Raw genomic sequence first — 17,692 nt, forward strand, 5'->3', positions numbered from 1 at the left:
GCTACTATTTCTTACCCGAATGGCTTCCCCTTTCAAACGATTCGTCAAAATTGTTTAACAATCGTTGGCTTGTATTCCCAGCCCTACTCGCTTATTCTGAAGGTAAAGGCGGCCGTAACGCCGTCCATTGCCAACTCAATAGAGGAGTGTGTACGCATATGGGTCTGCATGGCGAATGGGTACAATATGGTGATCATCAGCAATATTCGGGTTATTTGGCGCTTCCCGAAGGTCCGGCACCGCTTGCGAAGCCTGCGGTCCTGGTTATTCAGGAAATATGGGGTGTCGACCCCCATATTCAGGATTTGACGAGACGGTTCGCGCAGGCCGGCTTTATCGCTTTTGCGCCGGACCTGTTCCATCAGGCAGGCGGCAAACCGCCTCGGCTGCAGGAGCAGCGTATCGAGGACGCGAAGCGGTTTCTCGATACACTGCCCCCGGCAGCATGGCGTGACCCACAAGTGCGCACAGCAGCGCTTGGCGCTCTGCCCGAGGCACAGGGTCAAGCCATCGGCGAGACGCTGGAGGAGATCCTCGCGGCCGGGACGAAGACGGCCGCGTATGTGGCTGTGCTCGAGGCCAGCGCAGGCTTTCTGCGCGAGTACGAGAGTGGGTCGCGGCGGCGCCCGGTTGCCGCGGTAGGCTATTGCCTGGGCGGGATGCTATCCGCCCAGCTGGCCACGCGCGACGCCGAGCTGCGCGGCGCGGTCGTGTTCTACGGCAACCTGCCGCAGGCGGAGCAGGTTGCGCAGCTGAACTGCCCTGTGCTTGGTTTCTTCGGTGAATTGGATACCCGAATCACGGATCAGGTTCCAGCCTTTGCTGAAGCTATGAAACAGAAGGGCAAGTCATTTGACTATCGGATCTACGAAGGCGCTCCACATGCATTTGCCAATGATACACGAGCCTCTTACCGAGCCGAGCCGGCTCAGGACTCGTTTGCCAAGACCTTGACCTTTATGCGGGAGCATCTCACCACTCTTGAATAAAATGAATAACAGCCAAGCATCTCCCTACCACCTGAGTGGCTTTGAGGCTGCTTGGCTGTTATGATTATCAATGTATCATAGCATCTGTAGGCTGCGAACATACAAATATGAGATATGGATAGGAGTCATTTGAACAATGAATCTAGCATCTGTTCAGCAAATCACACAGCGGTTTGATGCAGCTGGAATTACCTATGCAACAGGCGGAAGCGGTTTGTTATACGCTCTGGGCCTTACGGAACGGGTTAGGGACTGGGACTTAACCACCGAGGCTCCATTTGAAGCTGTTGCTCAAGCCTTGCAGGACATCGACTTTATTAGCTTGCCAAGCGGTGATTATCCGTTTGCCAGCAGCTTCCGTCTGTCTGTGGAGGATAACGATCTGCCTGTCGATATTATAGGCCGATATGCCATTCACAGTGAATCAGGAATATGTCAACTGACTACTTGGGTTACAAGTAACTGGAAAAGCCTCAACATGGGAAGCCCCGAAATCTGGGCAGCAGCCTATACTCTGATGAAACGTGATTCTAAAGCCGAGCTGCTATTCAGCTATATCATTGAAAAAGGCGCGAATCGCGAAATCGTGCACAGCCTGCTGGATGAACCGCTACCGTCTGCTCTCCGCAGCCGCCTTCAATCGTTGCTTTAACTATTACAGGCTCCCTGAAGCTCCCTGGGAGTGTGCGGCTGCTGATTTATTTTGCGACCATACCGCAGCACCAGCCGAACAAAGCAGCAGCAGACCCGTCACCCAAAATACACTGTGTATCGAGAAAATGCCGCTTATATATCCCCCAACGAGGGGCCCCAGCATACCTCCGAGCATACTCGCCGTCTGATTAAGCCCGAACGCCCGTCCGCGAAAGTCTGCAGGCGTTGTACGGATAACCAATCCATTCAATGCCGGGAACACCGCACAGAAAAAGGCCCCGTACACAAAGCGAATAATCGAGAAGCCCCAAATTCCATGAAATAGAACTTGCGCCAGATTGCCTAATCCACCGGCGATCAGACCAATGATCAGCACTTTATGGAAACCCACTTTGTCTGCCAGCTTGCCCCATCGCGAAGCAAACAGAATACCCGCAATACCCACCAGCGAAAATACAATTCCCGCCATTAACGATGCATTTTTCACAGACCCGCCGATCTGTACGATGTACAAAGGCAGCACAGGTTCAATCGTCATTATCGAAAACTGGGTGATCAGCGTAATGCCAAGCAAGGTTAAAAACGGTCGGTTCTGCACAGCCATGCGCATGGACCCGCTTATCGAGCTGCGCTCCTTGCTTCGCACTACCTTTTCTTCCTTTACCCAAAGCAATACCAGCAAGGCGCTCATCAGCACCAGCACACCAGCACTTGCGAAAGCTACGCGGCTATCAAACAAATTGGCAATCACACCGCCCAGCAGGGGTCCAATAATTCCTCCTGTAGCCGTTGAGGTGGATATCGTGGCCATCGCATAGCCTACCTTATCTTCCGGTGTGTTCGTTCCGATCAGAGCGATCGATCCCGGAATAAACCCGCTAAGCAGTCCCTGCAAAATACGCAGTCCCAATAATTCATAGGGATTCGTCACCAGAGAAGTCAGCAAATAAATCACACAAAGCACAATACCGGCGCGCACAATCATCGGCTTGCGTCCGTACTTGTCGCCCATTGCCCCCCAGAAGGGTGAAGCGATAGCACCTGCTAAAAAAGCGGAACTGAATATGAGTCCCGACCACATCTCAATATGATCCTGAACACCAATATGAAGCAGGAACAGAGGCAAGAAAGGAATCACCATCGAAAAGCTGGCCGATGTAATAAAGCACCCGACCCACAGAAGCCATAAATTCCGTTTCCACATTTCCACTTGCATTCACTCCTTAATGCCCGATCTTATGAAGTCTCGCTCATCGAAGGATACAATGAAACTCTTCATTAATAATTAACAAAGTAAATGGTAGCACTCTTATACGGGTGTGTAAACCATTGTCGCTCGTAATTTCTAGATTCAATAGAACATTTCATAATCAACAATGCAAACAAGCTTTCCTGCTGCCGAGGCTCAGGAAAGCTTTCATTCATTTGCCTATCGAATATCAATTTCTATGGTCATGTATCCTCTTTTAGCTTAATCGGGTAACTATCGGTGCGCGACCTCTTCTTTGTTGGTTCTCGGCAGCCAAATCGTACGGATAGCTGACAGGCAGTTCACTAACATCATCCAAACGAGTGATCTGCTCTTCTGTTAAATACCAGCCGCTGCCACCCAGATTATCATCCAACTGCTCCACATTCCGTGCACCAATAATTGGAGCTGTAATGACATTACGGCTCAGCATCCAGTTCAGTGCAACCTGAGCCGGAGATTTATCGGCTTCCTCAGCAATTGCATGCAGAGTATCGATAATATTCCAGGTAAATTCGTTATTATAACGATCCCATACTTCCTTGTTGGTTCCTACGCGGGTGTTTTCCTGAGGCTGCTGTCCACGACGAAACTTGCCGCTGAGCCAGCCCCCACGAAGCGGACTCCAAGGAATCACACCAACACCCTCATGTGCACATAACGGCAGCAGCTCATACTCCGTTGCACGGCAAAGCAGATTGTACTGAGGCTGAAGACTGACAAACGTTTCCCAGCCGTTCTGGCGGCTCGTATAAATCGCCTTTTGCAGCTGCCATGCCCGAAGGTTACTAGCCCCTATATAGCGAACCACGCCTTTGCGAACCAAGTCATTCAGCGTACTCAAGGTTTCCTCAAGTGGAGTTAGCAAATCCCAGGCATGAATCTGATATAAATCAATGTAGTCCGTACCCAGGCGTTTCAGGCTATCCTCGACAGAGGCTAATATATGCTTGCGGCTAAGCCCGTTATCGTTGTGCCCCTCTCCCATTGGAAAACGAACCTTGGTCGCAATTACATAGTCATCACGTTTTTGGCTGCGCAGCCAGTTACCGACGATCTCCTCCGATATACCCTGTGAGTACACATTGGCCGTATCGATAAAGTTACCGCCTGCCTCAGCAAAACGGTCCATCATTCGAAAGCTTTCTTCCTGACTCGCTGCAGCTCCAAAGGTCATCGAACCCAAGCATAATTCACTAACCCGCAAACCGGTTTTACCCAATGAACGCACATTCATTCACAATTCCTCCTTAGAGTGTTGCTTTAGATAAACTGAGCATGGCAATTTTAAGTATGCAGCAAACGATGTACATAAGCGACATTATGTCCATTATAAAAAGGTTTTGCGATTTACGAAAGGGCTTACAATGGATTAACCTAGTGATGTCTGGGTAAGTATGCTGCCGTATGGGTTACAGGTATGGCTCTACAATACGTCGTATTCGCTCCAGTCCTTCCCACATATCGCCGGGACCATCATAGATTAGCACGATCGCACAGTTGCAGCCTGCTGCACGTACCGTTTCCAGACATTTGATAAATTCTGCCTCATCCGGCATGCCATTTTCATCGTAATGGGCTTTGGCATGGACCGAAACACTGGATGGCAGAATCATGCCAAACTCATCATATTTGGTTGGCGGATTGAAATTTCCGAAATCCGTAATCATCCCGACCTGATCACCAATCTGATCAAGAAGCCGTGTGCAGCTGGTACCCGTTGAGGTCAGCGAACGAAAATTTTCAGTAACGACACGTACCCCTTGGCCTGCTGCGTACTCTGCCAGCTCCAGAAGTGAGGCGGCTGACTGCTGAATCGCTTCTTCGTCTGTAGGAATAGCCTCACCGGCAATTACACGGATTTGCTTTGCCCCCGCTCCCGCTGCGATATCGATCCAATTGCGTATTAATTTAAAGTCAGCTTCCCGCCGCGTTACATCCTGTGCAGTTAAATCTCCGTAATCCAGCAATATGGTATCAAACGAAACCCCTGCCGTTATAAAAGCTTGCCGCAAGGTTGCCAAATACTCGGGCTCCGTCGAAGGAAAATGGAAATGACATACTTCCAGGGCCTGGTATCCCCGCTGTGCGGCTTCTGCAGGTAATTCAAGCAAGCTCAAAACTTGTGGCTGCTCCTGTTCCTTGATCTGATGTGTACCTTTTTCAGCATCCCAAACGGTCCATCGAAGCGGACCCAACAGACGGTGCAAACTCCATGTACTTACGGATAAGTATGACATTCAGCAAATTCCTCCCTCAGCTCATTCAAACGCTCTCATCATAACATAACTGTATGATTGGTGCGACATCTGCCTCTATGGTATCCTCAGCTGCGGTTCAATTTGAGGTACAACGGGTATGTATACCATGCAAGGTATCATGCTTTGGATATCCCATGAAGGATTCGGTACGATGAAAGGAGAGATCATGATGGGATCCCCGTATACGGCTCATGTCACATCACATGGCGGAAGAAACGGCTTTGTTCGTACGTCGGACGGTCAATTCGATCTAAAGGTCGGAACGCCTAATGAGGGTGAGGCGGCAGGTACGAACCCTGAGCAGCTATTTGGAGCGGCATATGCCGCATGTTTTCACAGCGCACTTAAGAGCATCGCCAAAAGTAAAAATATCGACACTTCCAACTCACAGGTTACCGCACATGTCACCCTACACAGTGAAGGCACACAATACCATTTATCTGTGGAGATGGAGGTTACCGTACCAAAGCTTGAAGAAGCCCAGGTCATGGAGCTTGCCGAAGCTGCTCACAAGGTGTGCCCTTACTCCAAAGCGACCCGCGGCAACATCGAAGTGACCTTAAAGGCGCGGGCTCCGGCACAGAAATAAACAGAAACATAGCGGAGATACCATGTGTTATCATGACACCTATGAGCATGTCCATGAATATTCTGAAAACACAAAAACCGTTCAGAGCGCTGCGCCTCTCAACGGTTTTTGTTCATATTATGAACGATTTGTTTGAAGCCGAAGCTCCGTCTTTGGCTTAGCCTTCCAGCAGCAGTGTTTCCGGATCCTCAAGCAGCTGCTTGATCGTTACCAGAAAACGTACCGCTTCGCTACCGTCAACAATCCGGTGATCGTACGAAAGCGCCAAATACATCATCGGACGGTTCTCGATTCCATCTACGCCAACTGCTACAGGACGCCGCTGGATCGTATGCATACCCAGAATACCGACCTGTGGTGTATTCAAAATCGGCGTCGACAGAAGCGAACCGAACACGCCTCCGTTTGTGATTGTGAACGTACCACCCTGCAAGTCAGCCAGCGATAGCTTGTTATCGCGTGCTTTAACAGCCAACTCACCGATATTGCGCTCAATCTCGGCGAAGCTCAGTCGGTCCGCGTCACGTACTACCGGAACGACCAGACCTTCCTTAGCTCCTACCGCGATTCCGATATCATAATATTTTTTAACGATAATCTCTTCCCCTTCGATCTCTGCATTCAATAGAGGGAAAGCTTTTAACGCGCCAACAACCGCTTTGGTGAAGAACGACATAAAACCTAAACCTACGTTATTCTTCTCCTGAAACGACTGCTTGCGGCGCTTGCGGACATCCATGATGGCAGTCATATCGACTTCGTTAAACGTGGTCAGCATCGCAGCAGTACGTTGTGCTTCCACCAGTCGGTTGGCAATGGTCACCCGACGTCTGGACATTTTCTTCCGTTCAGTCGGCTTCGAGGCATCCACAGCTGCGCTTTCCACAACAGCACGTTTTTCAGCCTGCACCGGTAGTCGCTGTGCAGCGGCCGGCGATACACTGCCTGCTGATGATCCCGTAGAGGAGTATGCTTCGATGTCACTGCGAGAAACCCGATTGGCATCAATTCCACCAGCAGCACGTACCTGGCTCAGATCGATTCCCCGTTCTCTCGCCAGCTTACGCACGGATGGAGAAGCTGTGTAAGGCCCTTCCTCGTCAGAGGAAGTACCATTAGAGCCAGCCACTTCCTTATTCGCTGTACCAGCGTCTGTGGAGGCTTGGACAGCCTCAGATGCTGACTGGATTGGCGATGCCGCCGCTGGCTGTTGTGCTGATGGTGACTGTGCGTCTGCTGCCTGACCTGCGCTGATTACACCAACGCTCTCGCCAACCTGCACCGTTTCTCCAGCTTGTCTGTTAATTTTCGCCAAAATGCCATCAGCTTCAGCGTTAATTTCCAAATTTACTTTATCGGTTTCCAATTCAAGCAGCAAATCGCCGAATTTAACGGAATCCCCTTCTTTTTTCATCCAGGAAGAGATCGTTCCTTCCGTGATCGATTCTCCCAGTTCCGGTATTTTGATGTCCATTGCAGCTAGCGCCTCCTGTATTTGTTGTACCTGTTTCGATTCATATTTCATGCTGCATCCGCAGCTGCTTGGCTTGTTATTCGCCCAATACCGCGATCATTTCCTTACTCATTTCGATCGGCTTCAACGCTTCTGCAAGGATGCGCTGCTGTTCGAAGCTGTGAACGTTCTGATAACCGCTGGCCGTACTTGCCCGTTCCGGTCTGCCTACATGACGCAAGCTAGCTCCTTCTGGCAGCAGTTCACGAATACGCGGCTCCATATAAGTCCATGCGCCCATGTTTTTGTTCTCTTCTTGAAGCCAGATAATTTCCTCCAGATTGGAAAAGCGCTCGATAATCGCGGACAGCTCGGCTTTTGGAAATGGATATAGCTGTTCGACACGAGCCACATGCAGCCATTCCAGATCTTTCTGCTCAGCAACAGCATCCTCCAGATCAATCGCTACTTTACCGCTGCACAGAATCAGACGCTTCACCTGATCCGGCTTTGCTCCAAGTCCGCTTTGCTCCAGTACGCTTTGGAAGGAGCCTTCACTGAAAGCAATGCCCGGCGAGGCCACACGTTGATTACGAATCAGGCTTTTGGGAGCCATCAAAATCAATGGACGAGCATATTCGCTTTCGGTAATCGCAGCTTGGCGTCTGAGCAGATGGAAATATTGAGCTGCGCTGGTCAGATTCGCTACAGTCCAGTTGTCTTCAGCAGCAGCCTGCAAAAACCGTTCCAGCCTTGCGCTGGAATGCTCCGGTCCTTGACCTTCCGAGCCGTGCGGGAGCATCACAACCAAGCTCGATTTCTGCGCCCATTTCATCCGTCCAGCAGAGATGAACTGATCAAATATAACTTGACCCGCGTTGGCAAAATCACCATACTGCGCTTCCCAGATTACCAGTGTTTGTGGCGAAAACACGTTGTAGCCGTACTCGAAGCCAAGCACCGATGCTTCGGATAACGGACTGTTATGAATCGCAAACGAAGCCTTGACTTGTGGAATCTGATGCAGCGGTGAATAGGTGCGCCCTGTAATAGGATTGTGCAGCATCAAATGCCGATGGGCAAATGTACCGCGTTGAGAATCCTGGCCGCTTAAACGAATCGGCTTGCCTTCTGCCAAAATAGTGGCAAAAGCCAGTGTCTCCGCCAGCGCCCAGTCAACCTTTCCGTTAGCCTCCAACGCATTGGCGCGGCGCTCCAATATCCGCTGCAGCTTTGGATACACCTGGAAGTCCGCAGGAAAGTTCAAGAGCTCCTTGTTAATAGCCTGCAATTGTTCCAGTGGAACAGCTGTCGGAAGTGTCGTTGGATCGATCAGATCTCCAAAATGCTCGCTGAAATTGTTTTCCTTGCCATTACCTTCGTTGTTCTTCACTTGATCATAAGCATCCTGCATAACCTTCAACGCATCCTGCTTCATCTGGGCCGGCAGGTCCTGTGCGATAACACCTTCATTTTTTAGCTTATTCGCATAAATTTCACTTACAGTCGGATGTTTATGCACTTTACTGTACATAATCGGCTGTGTCGCTTCCGGGTCATCGGTTTCGTTATGCCCATAACGGCGATATCCAACCAGATCTATAAGAAAATCCTTTTTGAAACGAATTCGATATTCACTAGCCAATCGAATGGCCGCTACGCACGCCTCTGGGTCATCTGCATTAACATGGACGATCGGCATTTCAAAGCCTTTGGCCAAATCACTGGCATAATGAGTCGAGCGTGAATCGGAGCTCTCCGTCGTAAAGCCCAACCGGTTGTTCGCAATAATATGGATCGTGCCTCCATTGCTGTAGCCCGACAAATTATTGAAATTCAAGGTTTCAGCCACGACGCCCTCACCCGGGAAGGCTGCATCGCCATGGATTAATACCGTAACCGCTTTGCTAACATCCTGCTTAGGGAATCCCGGTAAGCTGCGATCATCCTGAGCGGCACGTGTAAAGCCCTCAACTACCGGATTGACATATTCCAGATGACTTGGATTGTTCGCCAGCGTCAAACGGGTCTCGCCCTTTTCGCCGTCCGTTACCGAACGATAAGCGCCTAAATGATATTTAACATCACCTGTCCAGCCAAAATTGATTCCCATGGAGCCCTCGGAAGGAATCAAATCCTTGTTCGGTGAATGATGGAACTCTGAAAAAATCTTGCTATAAGGCTTGCCAAGCACATGCGTAAGTACATTCAATCTGCCGCGGTGTGCCATTCCCATCAGAATGTGGCTGGCACCATCCTTCGTAAAGCGGTTGACAATCTCGTCAACGACCGGTACGAGAACATCCAGACCTTCAATAGAAAAACGTTTTTGCCCGACAAAGGTCCTTTGCAGGAAATGCTCAAACTGCTCAACTTGAATTAATCGTTTCAAAAGCGACTTGCGCTCTTCAACGGCGAGCGGCGCAGGCCATGTATTCGACTCCACCTGTTTGTTCAGCCATTCCCGTTCCTCTTGCTCATGGACGTGACTGAATTCATAGGCGATTGTTTTTGTATAAATTTCTCGCAGACGCTGAATCGCATCCAAGCCGCTTACGACTGCACCCTGCGCGTTTTCCCAAATCAGGGATGCCGAAATTTCTTTTAGATCAGCTTCGCTCAAATCATAAGTAGCCGATTCCAAAATTCTTGTGTCCGACGGCGCACGCAAGCTGAGCGGGTCGGTATCTGCAGCCAAATGCCCATAAGTACGAATATTCCAAACCAGTTTGTCAGCGGCAACTACTTTCCTCATTAACGCCAACTGTTCTTCCTGTGAGGTTCCCGTTGGAACGGAAGCTCTTGAAGGAACGCTTGCTGAATCCTGTTCAGCATGGAATGCTGTCTCAGATGGCGGCGCACCAAAAAGATCGAATAGTTCCCGGAAGGTGGTCTCCACAGAATCAGGATCGATTACGTATTGATCATATTGTTCATACAGGTAACCCAGGTTGGGACCAAAGTAGGCCTCCCACGGCCCGCGCTTAGTTTCGCCAGGTGTCATTGACATATCTCTCCACTCTAATGTTTATTAGAAACAAAAAGCTGTTTACTTAAAAGACTCAATACCCTATATTAACCCCATATGAGTGAAGTTAATAACTTGAACAAAGCATTGTGCACATATATTAAATTATAATGGATATTTCCATATCGTAAATTGCTTAATTTATATTACACCAATCTATTCTTGATATCAATTTTCACTGGATTCGATTCCCATTTATTAGCAATCATCTCAATATTGCAACTTCTTAACCAATCAGACGTACAAACAATAAAGCCATATAAATGTATGCAATGTACTTATATCCAATTGAGGGGCTGTTCCTGTGAAGCATTTATTAAAATTCAAGCTGATGCCGCTGCTCCTGATTGTCCTCGCACCCATCTGTTGGATTGTCGGTGTGGATGCGTATGTCAAAAGCAAAGCCTCGCCTTATATTTACCAGGCCCAAGATGCCCCCACGGCAGACGTGATTGTCGTGCTTGGAGCAAGAGTATATCCTAACGGCTCGGTTTCAACGATTCTCGCTGACCGTCTGCAAGCTGCGCTAGAGCTTAAAAATGCCGGTAAATCGGATCGGTTCCTTGTAAGCGGCGATCACGGGCAAATCGATTATGATGAGGTTAATGCCATGCGCAGTTTTTTGGAGGAACGGGATGTGTTGCCTCAAAATATTTTCATGGATCATGCCGGCTTCAGCACTTATGAGAGTATGTATCGTACGCGGGATGTTTTTCAGGCACACAAGGTGCTGATCGTGACCCAGCAATATCATCTGATGCGTGCTGTCTATACGGCCCGGCAAATGGGATTGGACGCTTACGGAGTTGCTTCGGACAGGCAGGAATACCCGAATATGACGCGTAATCGGGTGCGTGAGGTGCTGGCGAGAAACAAGGATTTCGCCTATGTGAATCTGCTCCACCCCAAACCAGCCTATCTCGGTAAGCCCATTCCTATTACGAGTGATGGACGACTGACCGCAAATGGACTTTAATGATTACCCAAAAACAGCTCAGGAACTGCTGCATTCGTACCGACAAATAAGCAACACAAGAAGGCAGATCCAGAGGATCTGCCTTCTTGCTGTCCTAGTATATGTTATATACTAGCGTTCAGTATACAACCAACCCGCCTGCTTGCACAATGCGCTTCACATAATCGCCATAAATAAGCTGTGATCTTGCAGGTAAACCTGCAGCTGGTCATCCTCTATTGAAGTCAACCCTGAAATCAAGCCAAAGCTGACTTCAGATCCTCGTTCGAATTTGCCCACATTTCGGGGTTATATTCCATCAGCAGCTTCTTCAAAGCCACTTTCTCCTGATCACCCAGATTGTCAAGCATGATGCGGCGTTTGAGCGCATAGTCCATCCGGTTTACGTGATCGGCAAGAATTTTCCAGCCGCGGCGCGCTTCCCTGTCGATCAGCATTTCACACGAGGTCACACCAGCGTAATACATCCCTTCTTCCTTGCGGTCTGCGGCCACCCATACAATCCAGCTGGAGACACCATTTGGCACATCCTCCTTGTTAACTGAGAATTTGATGCCCTTCTCCACCTTACTCTTGGCATGCAGCGCACCCATATCGAGATACGCTTCGCCTTCTTCAATAATAACACTCGACATCTGGCTTAAATTAATCGCACCCGCACCAAAGCCGCGATGCTCAACCTTGCCGCTGACGATATTCAGTGCCAGCTTCTTCGGTTTATCCGCAGGCTGTGCTGCAGCCTGTTCCTGAGATTGATCTTTATTTATATCCATGAAAGGCACCATCCTATTACAAATAAAGTTTGTCTTACTTGTTTATTTTAGCTAATAATCCTCGTTTTGCAAACATATACATGCTGTAGATGCTTGTCAACGGGGTGAAAATGAGATGAAGAAACAATTTGGCAGCCGAGCTGCGCAATGGTGCTTACTTATTGTACTAGCTTGTGGACTCACATGGGGCAGCTATGCTCTGCAAAACAACAGCCCAACCGTACAAAATCAGCCGAAGGCCCTGACTGCCTCGGCCCTGCTCTCAGCGATGACCGAAGAACCAACCGCACCACCCCAGTCAACCCCTGCGCCGCCAAGTCTACCGGCCAAGCCTGTGGAAACACCAGCCCAAAGACCGCTCAGTAACCGCATCGTGGAGTATCACATGAATGTTCAGCTGGATGCCCAAAGTAAGCTGCTCTCTGGAACACAATCGATAACCTGGAAAAACCCCGGCTCGCAGCCGGTGCAAGAGCTGTATTTCCATATGTATCCCAATGCATTCAGCTCCAAAAAAACAACCTTTATGAAAGAATCCGGAGGCAAGCTGCGCGACGATTCCAGCAAGGAAGGCAGCTATGGCGGCATGGAGGTCAGTTCCATCAAAACACTCGATGGCGAAGAGCTCATTGGCAGCCTTCAGTACGTCCAGCCGGATGATGGCAACAAAGAAGACCGCTCACTCATGAAGATCACGCTGCCCAGGGCCATTAAGCCAGGTCAGAAGATAACGCTTGAAGGCATATTTTCCGTCAAGCTGCCAGCCGTGTTTGCTCGTATGGGTTATGCGGATGACTTCGTGATGGCAGGGCAATGGTTTCCCAAACTAGCGGTCTATGAGCCAGCAGGTCAACGAGGCCGTACAGCAGAGGGCTGGAATCTGCACCAATACCATGGCAATTCGGAGTTTTACGCTGATTTTGGTATTTTCGACGTTCGCATTCAGGTGCCCTCCAGCTATACGGTGGCTGCAACCGGTTTTCCGCTCAAGCCTCCTGCAGACGATGGCAAAACCAAGACTTATGCGTTTTACGCAGATGATGTGCACGATTTTGCCTGGTCGGCCTCACCACATTTTATTTATTACGAGGAGCCTTATGCTACACCGCAAATACCCGGGGTGCGCATCAAGCTGTACCTGGACCCCAAGCACGAGGAGCTAAAAGCACGCTATATGACCGCAGCCAAGAAAGCTTTGGCCCGTTACTCACAGTGGTACGGCACTTATCCGTATTCAACTCTCTCCATCATCGTTCCGCCAGAAAACGCCAATGGTGCCGGTGGTATGGAATATCCGACACTGGTTACAAGCTGGGGGGCATCCGAGGATCAGCCGGACCTCGATCTGGAGCGCGTAATCGTGCATGAAATCGGCCATCAGTTCTGGTACGGAATGGTAGCCAGCAACGAGTTCGAGGAAGCCTGGCTCGATGAAGGCTTCACCTCCTATGCCGAGGATAAGCTGATGGAGCAGGAATATGGAGTCAAGCCGAACCTGACACTGGAAGCCAGCTACATCACCAATCCCAAGTCACTGAAGCTCGACTCCTGGAGCTATGGAAAACATGAGGCCTACGCCGAAAATGTATACACGCGAGCCAAGCTCGTGCTGCGAGCCATCGAAGCCCAGATCGGCAGTGAAATGATGCAGAAGACATTAAAATCGTATTTTCAAAGCTGGAAATTCAAGCATCCCACCACATCCGATTTTCAAAAAACACTTGAGGATACGACTACAAAGAGCTGGTCAGAGTTTTTTGACCAATACGTCTATGGCGGACAAATGGTCGATTACGCTATAACAGCAATCCACACGAAACAAATCATCGCTGAAGGACAACCGCGCTATGAAAATACAGTAAGGATTCAAAAGCTTGGCGGAACCTATCATCAGGTACCGATCCGGTTTCACTTTGCAGATGGCTCGCAAATCGATCGACTTTGGGATGGCATCGATAGTGATGTTACGTTCAAGCTGCAGCATCCGACACAGCTGCAATGGGCAGTTATCGATCCTCAGCATACCATTGTATTGGAAAACAAACGCATGAACAGCTTTATGAAAACCGACGTGGACTCAAAGCTTGTGATGCGTCTGCAGACAGGTATCGTCAAATTAATCGAGGCCTTGCTGGACGGGGTCGCTTGGTGAGGAGGCACAAAGGATGTGGAAGCTGCTAAAATCCGGTTTAATGAATGCTTGGAATCAGCCTTTTGCCGTCTGTGCATTGTTTACTTATAATTTGTTGTGGGGCCTGATCCTGTATACTGCAGTACGCTCGATTGTCGTTCCGCTGCTGCACCGCTACCCCAGCCCCGAGCTGACTCGTGAGGCCGTTCAATTATTTTGGCTGGAGGGTCAATTCCAAATTACAAAAACCGATCTGATCGTGCCGTATCTATGGTGGGCACTCGTGCTGCTGCTCATGCGCATGGTCCTGAGCCCGCTCCTGAGTGCTGGCATCTACTATTCGCTGGAGCATACGGAATTGAATGCTGGATATCGCTTTGTACGCGGAGTCCGCAAGCTCGGTCTGTCCTTTCTCGGCTTGTATTTGCTGCAAATTGTTCTGACAGTCGCTCCCTTATACCTACTGGGAACGAAAGTCATCGAGGGCTATCACTCCCATGCCTCCTTAACGGCGATCGGCTGGCATCTGATGCCGTGGTTCGGTATCTATGTAGCTTATCTGATATTGATACAAACTTTATTTATGTATATGCAGTTTGGGCTTGCCAGCGGCAAATCGATTCTCATTTCTTGTCGGCTGCTTGTTCGTAACGTGCTTACCATCCTGCTGCTGGCTATCGTCACACTGTCCGTCACCTTCACAATCTCTGCTCTTGTCATGACTTCAGCTATGATATGGGCGGGTTTCGCTGCTCTTGCGTTGGTTCAGGCTTATCGGCTGCTTCATATGTTTTGCAAGATGTGGACGATCACCTCACAGCATGCCTTGTGGAATGCCAATCACGAATAAATCAACGTTCTTGAGTTAGGAGATTTTCGTAATGTATCGAACTAAACTAAATAAGCCTCGCTGCCGCGTTTATGTGGCCGAGGTTTTTTTGATGTGCAAATAAATGATATGACTATAGTCCTGATTTCGTCAAAAAAACCTTTTTTTATTTATCAAATTCGACATAAATTTTACTAAATACATTTAAAATGTCGAATTTAATTATTGGAATACGCTTTCAATTACAGCTCCAGATAGGAAAAAAACCATTCAAACCCTTGCTGTATAAGGTTTATAATGATTCTGAAGAAAGTTTCATGTTTCGACCGTTAAATGTGTACATTTTGTGACTAAAGGAGGAATTTTAAGGTTAACGCCGAATTCATATTAAGTCTAACAAAAAAATTATGCATTTGCCGAATTTCCGACATACTGGAAAACGGGGGATCCAATCTGGGTGAATTGATCTCGTTTCAGAGTGATCATAGGGAACCTTCAACCGAACCCTCAGCTAACCTCGTAGGCACCGGAAGGGGAAAATTTTTTGAAGAAGTTTTTTGGTATTGCATTAGGTTTAGCACTGTTTTGCAGTGTGCAAGTAGGCAGTGTTTTTGCCGAAACCCCTTTGAGCCAAGCTGTTAACGATGGCGTGGGTGCTCCTTACAAGTACGCTGGTACGACGAAGAACGGATTTGATTGCTCTGGTTACACAGCTTTCGTTTTTGCCAAATTGGATATCAAACTGCCGCACCAATCCAAAGGGCAAGCAGAAGTTGGTACAACAGTTGAAAAAGACGATCTGCGTCCTGGGGATCTTGTGTTTTTCAAGACAGACGGTGTAGGAATTTCTCATGTTGGCGTGTATGTTGGTGGTGGTAAGTTTTACCATTCAGCTACCAACATAGGCGTTACTGTCAACAAGCTTAATGAAAATTACTACTCCAAGACTTATGTAACCGCTAAACGTATTTTGTCTGACGAGCAGTACGAAGCTTTTATGTCAGATAATCAATAGAATGAAGTGAAAGAAACCTACTTTCTTACACCATACTTCTACAGTTGAGCGAACCATTTTGTATGGAGCCCTCAGTGCTTGCTTCCGTTACGCACCTCATGCGTCGGACAAGGCTGCAGGGCTTTCTTCATTATATTACCTCTATTTACCCTACAAAATATACGCTGAATCGCTATTATACACCTTCTACGGTCCAAGAAGCACCAAACGGGCTTCATTGCTATTAAACACAAGCTGTAAACGAGGTGCCCATTCATGATTATATTTTTACATCGCAAGGATCTGCGTGTTGATGATATGCTCGCCTTTAACTATATCCACGCTATGCGCAAGCAAAGCCTGCATGTACTCATTCTGGATCCCTTTTTGCTGGGGCATGAACGTTCTCTGGAGCACAGCGGTGTCAACTTTCTCCAGCATGCGGCACGGCTCCGACAGCTGTATCTGGAAGCTGGCCAGCAGTTGCATATTGTGTATGGCGAGCCGTCTGCAGTCTTAGGTACGCTGCTGTCGACACATCCGGTGGAGGAGCTTGTATTTCACGAGGATAGCACCCCTTATGCCAAGCAGAGAGACCGGCTGCTTCGCGCGACTGCAGAGGCTGCTCGGGTAAACGTTACCACCTTTGACGAGCAGGCGCTCCTGGACCTGCAGGACTTTCACCGATGGAGCGGACGCAGCGAGCCGTACAAGGTGTTCACGCCCTTTTACCGGAAGTGGAGCGATTACCGGCTACGCTTCTATCGCCCGGCCGCAAGCTTACATGTGAGCCAGCTTGCCACGATCCCGCTGGCTCCTGACGCAGCCGCGGCGTATGCACTGCCGCCGCAGCTCGAGGCGGCGCTGGCCGTGGGCTCCGCGGAAGCCGCGGACGGGTGCGGGTCGGCGCCTGGGGCGCCCGACCCGCACAGCGTGCTGCGCAGCTTCCTCGCGGAGCGGCTAAGCGGCTACGCCGATGGGCGCGATCGCTTCGCGCGCGAGGGGACGAGCCGCTTGAGCCGGCACCTCAACGTCGGTGCCGTCTCTGCGCGCACTATCTATGAAGCGCTGCTGGAATCAGAGCAGCGCGAGGTCTGGTTGCGCCAGCTCGCCTGGCGCGACTTTTACATCTATCAGTCACGACTCGACAGCAACTATTTTCTTTACGAGAAACAATACGATCTGTCACCGTTGGACAATCGTTACTTCCAGGCTTGGCGCGAAGCACGCACCGGTATCCCAATTATCGATGCCGCCATGACAGAGCTCCATGCAACAGGCTGGATGCCAAATCGGCTGCGAATGGTAACCGCGATGTTTCTGACCAAAAACCTGCTCTGTCCGTTTACCTACGGTGAACAATATTTTCGCTACAAGCTGAGCGATTATGATAATGTACTGAACCGTGGAGGCTGGTTGTGGTGTGCTTCGCTTGGGTTTGACGCTGCGCCTTATTTCCGGATCATGAATCCCGCTACCCAATCAGCTGCACACGATCCTGGCGCAGACTATATACGGCGCTGGCTGCCAGAGCTTGCAGGTTTATCGGACAAGCAGATCCATCTGCCGCAAGCTCATGCCCTTGTCGACCTGACAAGCTCACGAGCCCGCGCTATCGAGGTTTATAAGGGTATTTTGCAAGGCGGACTTAAGTAATACCATATGCCCGTTGCAGGAGCGTACAGCACCCATACAGTCGCTTTCACGAAGGGTAAGCCTCGTGACAGCGGCTTTTTCAACCATGATTTCGACAATTATGGGGCTCA

14 protein-coding genes and 1 riboswitch are annotated in these 17,692 nt (G+C 49.4%); of the genes, 8 read left to right on the plus strand and 6 right to left on the minus strand.

What is annotated here, in order from left to right:
• Positions 1-158 precede the first annotated feature (158 nt).
• A complete protein-coding gene (locus LRL21_RS09180) occupies positions 159-989 on the plus strand; it encodes a dienelactone hydrolase family protein (protein ID WP_240415476.1) in 831 nt (276 codons plus the stop codon).
• Positions 990-1,125: 136 nt separating this feature from the next.
• Positions 1,126-1,641: a hypothetical protein gene (locus tag LRL21_RS09185; protein ID WP_240415477.1), complete on the plus strand. Its 516-nt coding sequence runs from the start codon at positions 1,126-1,128 to the stop codon at positions 1,639-1,641.
• 3 nt (positions 1,642-1,644) lie between these two features.
• Here LRL21_RS09185 and LRL21_RS09190 read toward each other — a convergent pair whose 3' ends face one another.
• The 3 genes from LRL21_RS09190 to LRL21_RS09200 all read right to left on the minus strand — a co-directional run bounded on the left by LRL21_RS09190 (position 1,645) and on the right by LRL21_RS09200 (position 5,132).
• Positions 1,645-2,853 (minus strand): MFS transporter, encoded by a 1,209-nt coding sequence (locus LRL21_RS09190; protein WP_240415478.1) that lies wholly within the window; start codon positions 2,851-2,853, stop codon positions 1,645-1,647.
• A 256-nt stretch (positions 2,854-3,109) separates the two neighbouring features.
• Positions 3,110-4,129, minus strand: a complete 1,020-nt coding sequence (locus LRL21_RS09195) for an aldo/keto reductase (RefSeq protein ID WP_240415479.1) — start codon at positions 4,127-4,129, stop codon at positions 3,110-3,112.
• A gap of 175 nt (positions 4,130-4,304) precedes the next feature.
• Positions 4,305-5,132 carry a sugar phosphate isomerase/epimerase family protein gene (locus tag LRL21_RS09200; protein WP_240415480.1) on the minus strand — a complete coding sequence of 276 codons (828 nt, stop codon included), beginning with the start codon at positions 5,130-5,132 and terminating at the stop codon, positions 4,305-4,307.
• A 187-nt stretch (positions 5,133-5,319) separates the two neighbouring features.
• On the opposite strand from LRL21_RS09200, the gene LRL21_RS09205 reads away from it, so the two are divergent.
• A complete protein-coding gene (locus LRL21_RS09205) occupies positions 5,320-5,742 on the plus strand; it encodes an organic hydroperoxide resistance protein (protein ID WP_338044598.1) in 423 nt (140 codons plus the stop codon).
• A 157-nt stretch (positions 5,743-5,899) separates the two neighbouring features.
• Here the strand turns inward: LRL21_RS09205 and odhB are convergent, their stop codons facing one another.
• Both odhB and LRL21_RS09215 read right to left on the minus strand, forming a co-directional pair.
• Positions 5,900-7,216, minus strand: coding sequence for a 2-oxoglutarate dehydrogenase complex dihydrolipoyllysine-residue succinyltransferase (gene odhB / locus LRL21_RS09210; RefSeq protein ID WP_240415481.1), 1,317 nt, complete (start codon positions 7,214-7,216; stop codon positions 5,900-5,902).
• 76 nt (positions 7,217-7,292) lie between these two features.
• Positions 7,293-10,199 (minus strand): 2-oxoglutarate dehydrogenase E1 component, encoded by a 2,907-nt coding sequence (locus tag LRL21_RS09215; RefSeq protein WP_240415482.1) that lies wholly within the window; start codon positions 10,197-10,199, stop codon positions 7,293-7,295.
• A gap of 328 nt (positions 10,200-10,527) precedes the next feature.
• Between LRL21_RS09215 and LRL21_RS09220 the strand changes: the two genes are divergently transcribed.
• Positions 10,528-11,199 (plus strand): SanA/YdcF family protein, encoded by a 672-nt coding sequence (locus LRL21_RS09220; RefSeq protein ID WP_240415483.1) that lies wholly within the window; start codon positions 10,528-10,530, stop codon positions 11,197-11,199.
• Between the two features lie 236 nt (positions 11,200-11,435).
• Here LRL21_RS09220 and LRL21_RS09225 read toward each other — a convergent pair whose 3' ends face one another.
• A complete protein-coding gene (locus LRL21_RS09225; protein WP_240415484.1) occupies positions 11,436-11,972 on the minus strand; it encodes a YwhD family protein in 537 nt (178 codons plus the stop codon).
• Between the two features lie 115 nt (positions 11,973-12,087).
• On the opposite strand from LRL21_RS09225, the gene LRL21_RS09230 reads away from it, so the two are divergent.
• The 4 genes from LRL21_RS09230 (at position 12,088) to LRL21_RS09245 (ending at position 17,582) form a co-directional block, all read left to right on the plus strand.
• The gene (locus tag LRL21_RS09230) at positions 12,088-14,124 is read left to right on the plus strand and encodes a M1 family metallopeptidase (RefSeq protein WP_240415485.1); all 2,037 of its coding nucleotides are present in this window, start codon (positions 12,088-12,090) and stop codon (positions 14,122-14,124) included.
• A gap of 13 nt (positions 14,125-14,137) precedes the next feature.
• Positions 14,138-14,953 (plus strand): hypothetical protein, encoded by an 816-nt coding sequence (locus LRL21_RS09235; protein ID WP_240415486.1) that lies wholly within the window; start codon positions 14,138-14,140, stop codon positions 14,951-14,953.
• A gap of 383 nt (positions 14,954-15,336) precedes the next feature.
• Positions 15,337-15,473, plus strand: a riboswitch (cyclic di-AMP (ydaO/yuaA leader).
• Between the two features lie 3 nt (positions 15,474-15,476).
• Positions 15,477-15,947, plus strand: a complete 471-nt coding sequence (locus LRL21_RS09240; RefSeq protein WP_240415487.1) for a C40 family peptidase — start codon at positions 15,477-15,479, stop codon at positions 15,945-15,947.
• 255 nt (positions 15,948-16,202) lie between these two features.
• Positions 16,203-17,582 carry a cryptochrome/photolyase family protein gene (locus LRL21_RS09245; protein ID WP_240415488.1) on the plus strand — a complete coding sequence of 460 codons (1,380 nt, stop codon included), beginning with the start codon at positions 16,203-16,205 and terminating at the stop codon, positions 17,580-17,582.
• Positions 17,583-17,692 lie beyond the last annotated feature (110 nt).

Source organism: Paenibacillus periandrae, assembly GCF_022458865.1.
GTDB lineage: Bacteria > Bacillota > Bacilli > Paenibacillales > NBRC-103111 > Paenibacillus_S > Paenibacillus_S periandrae.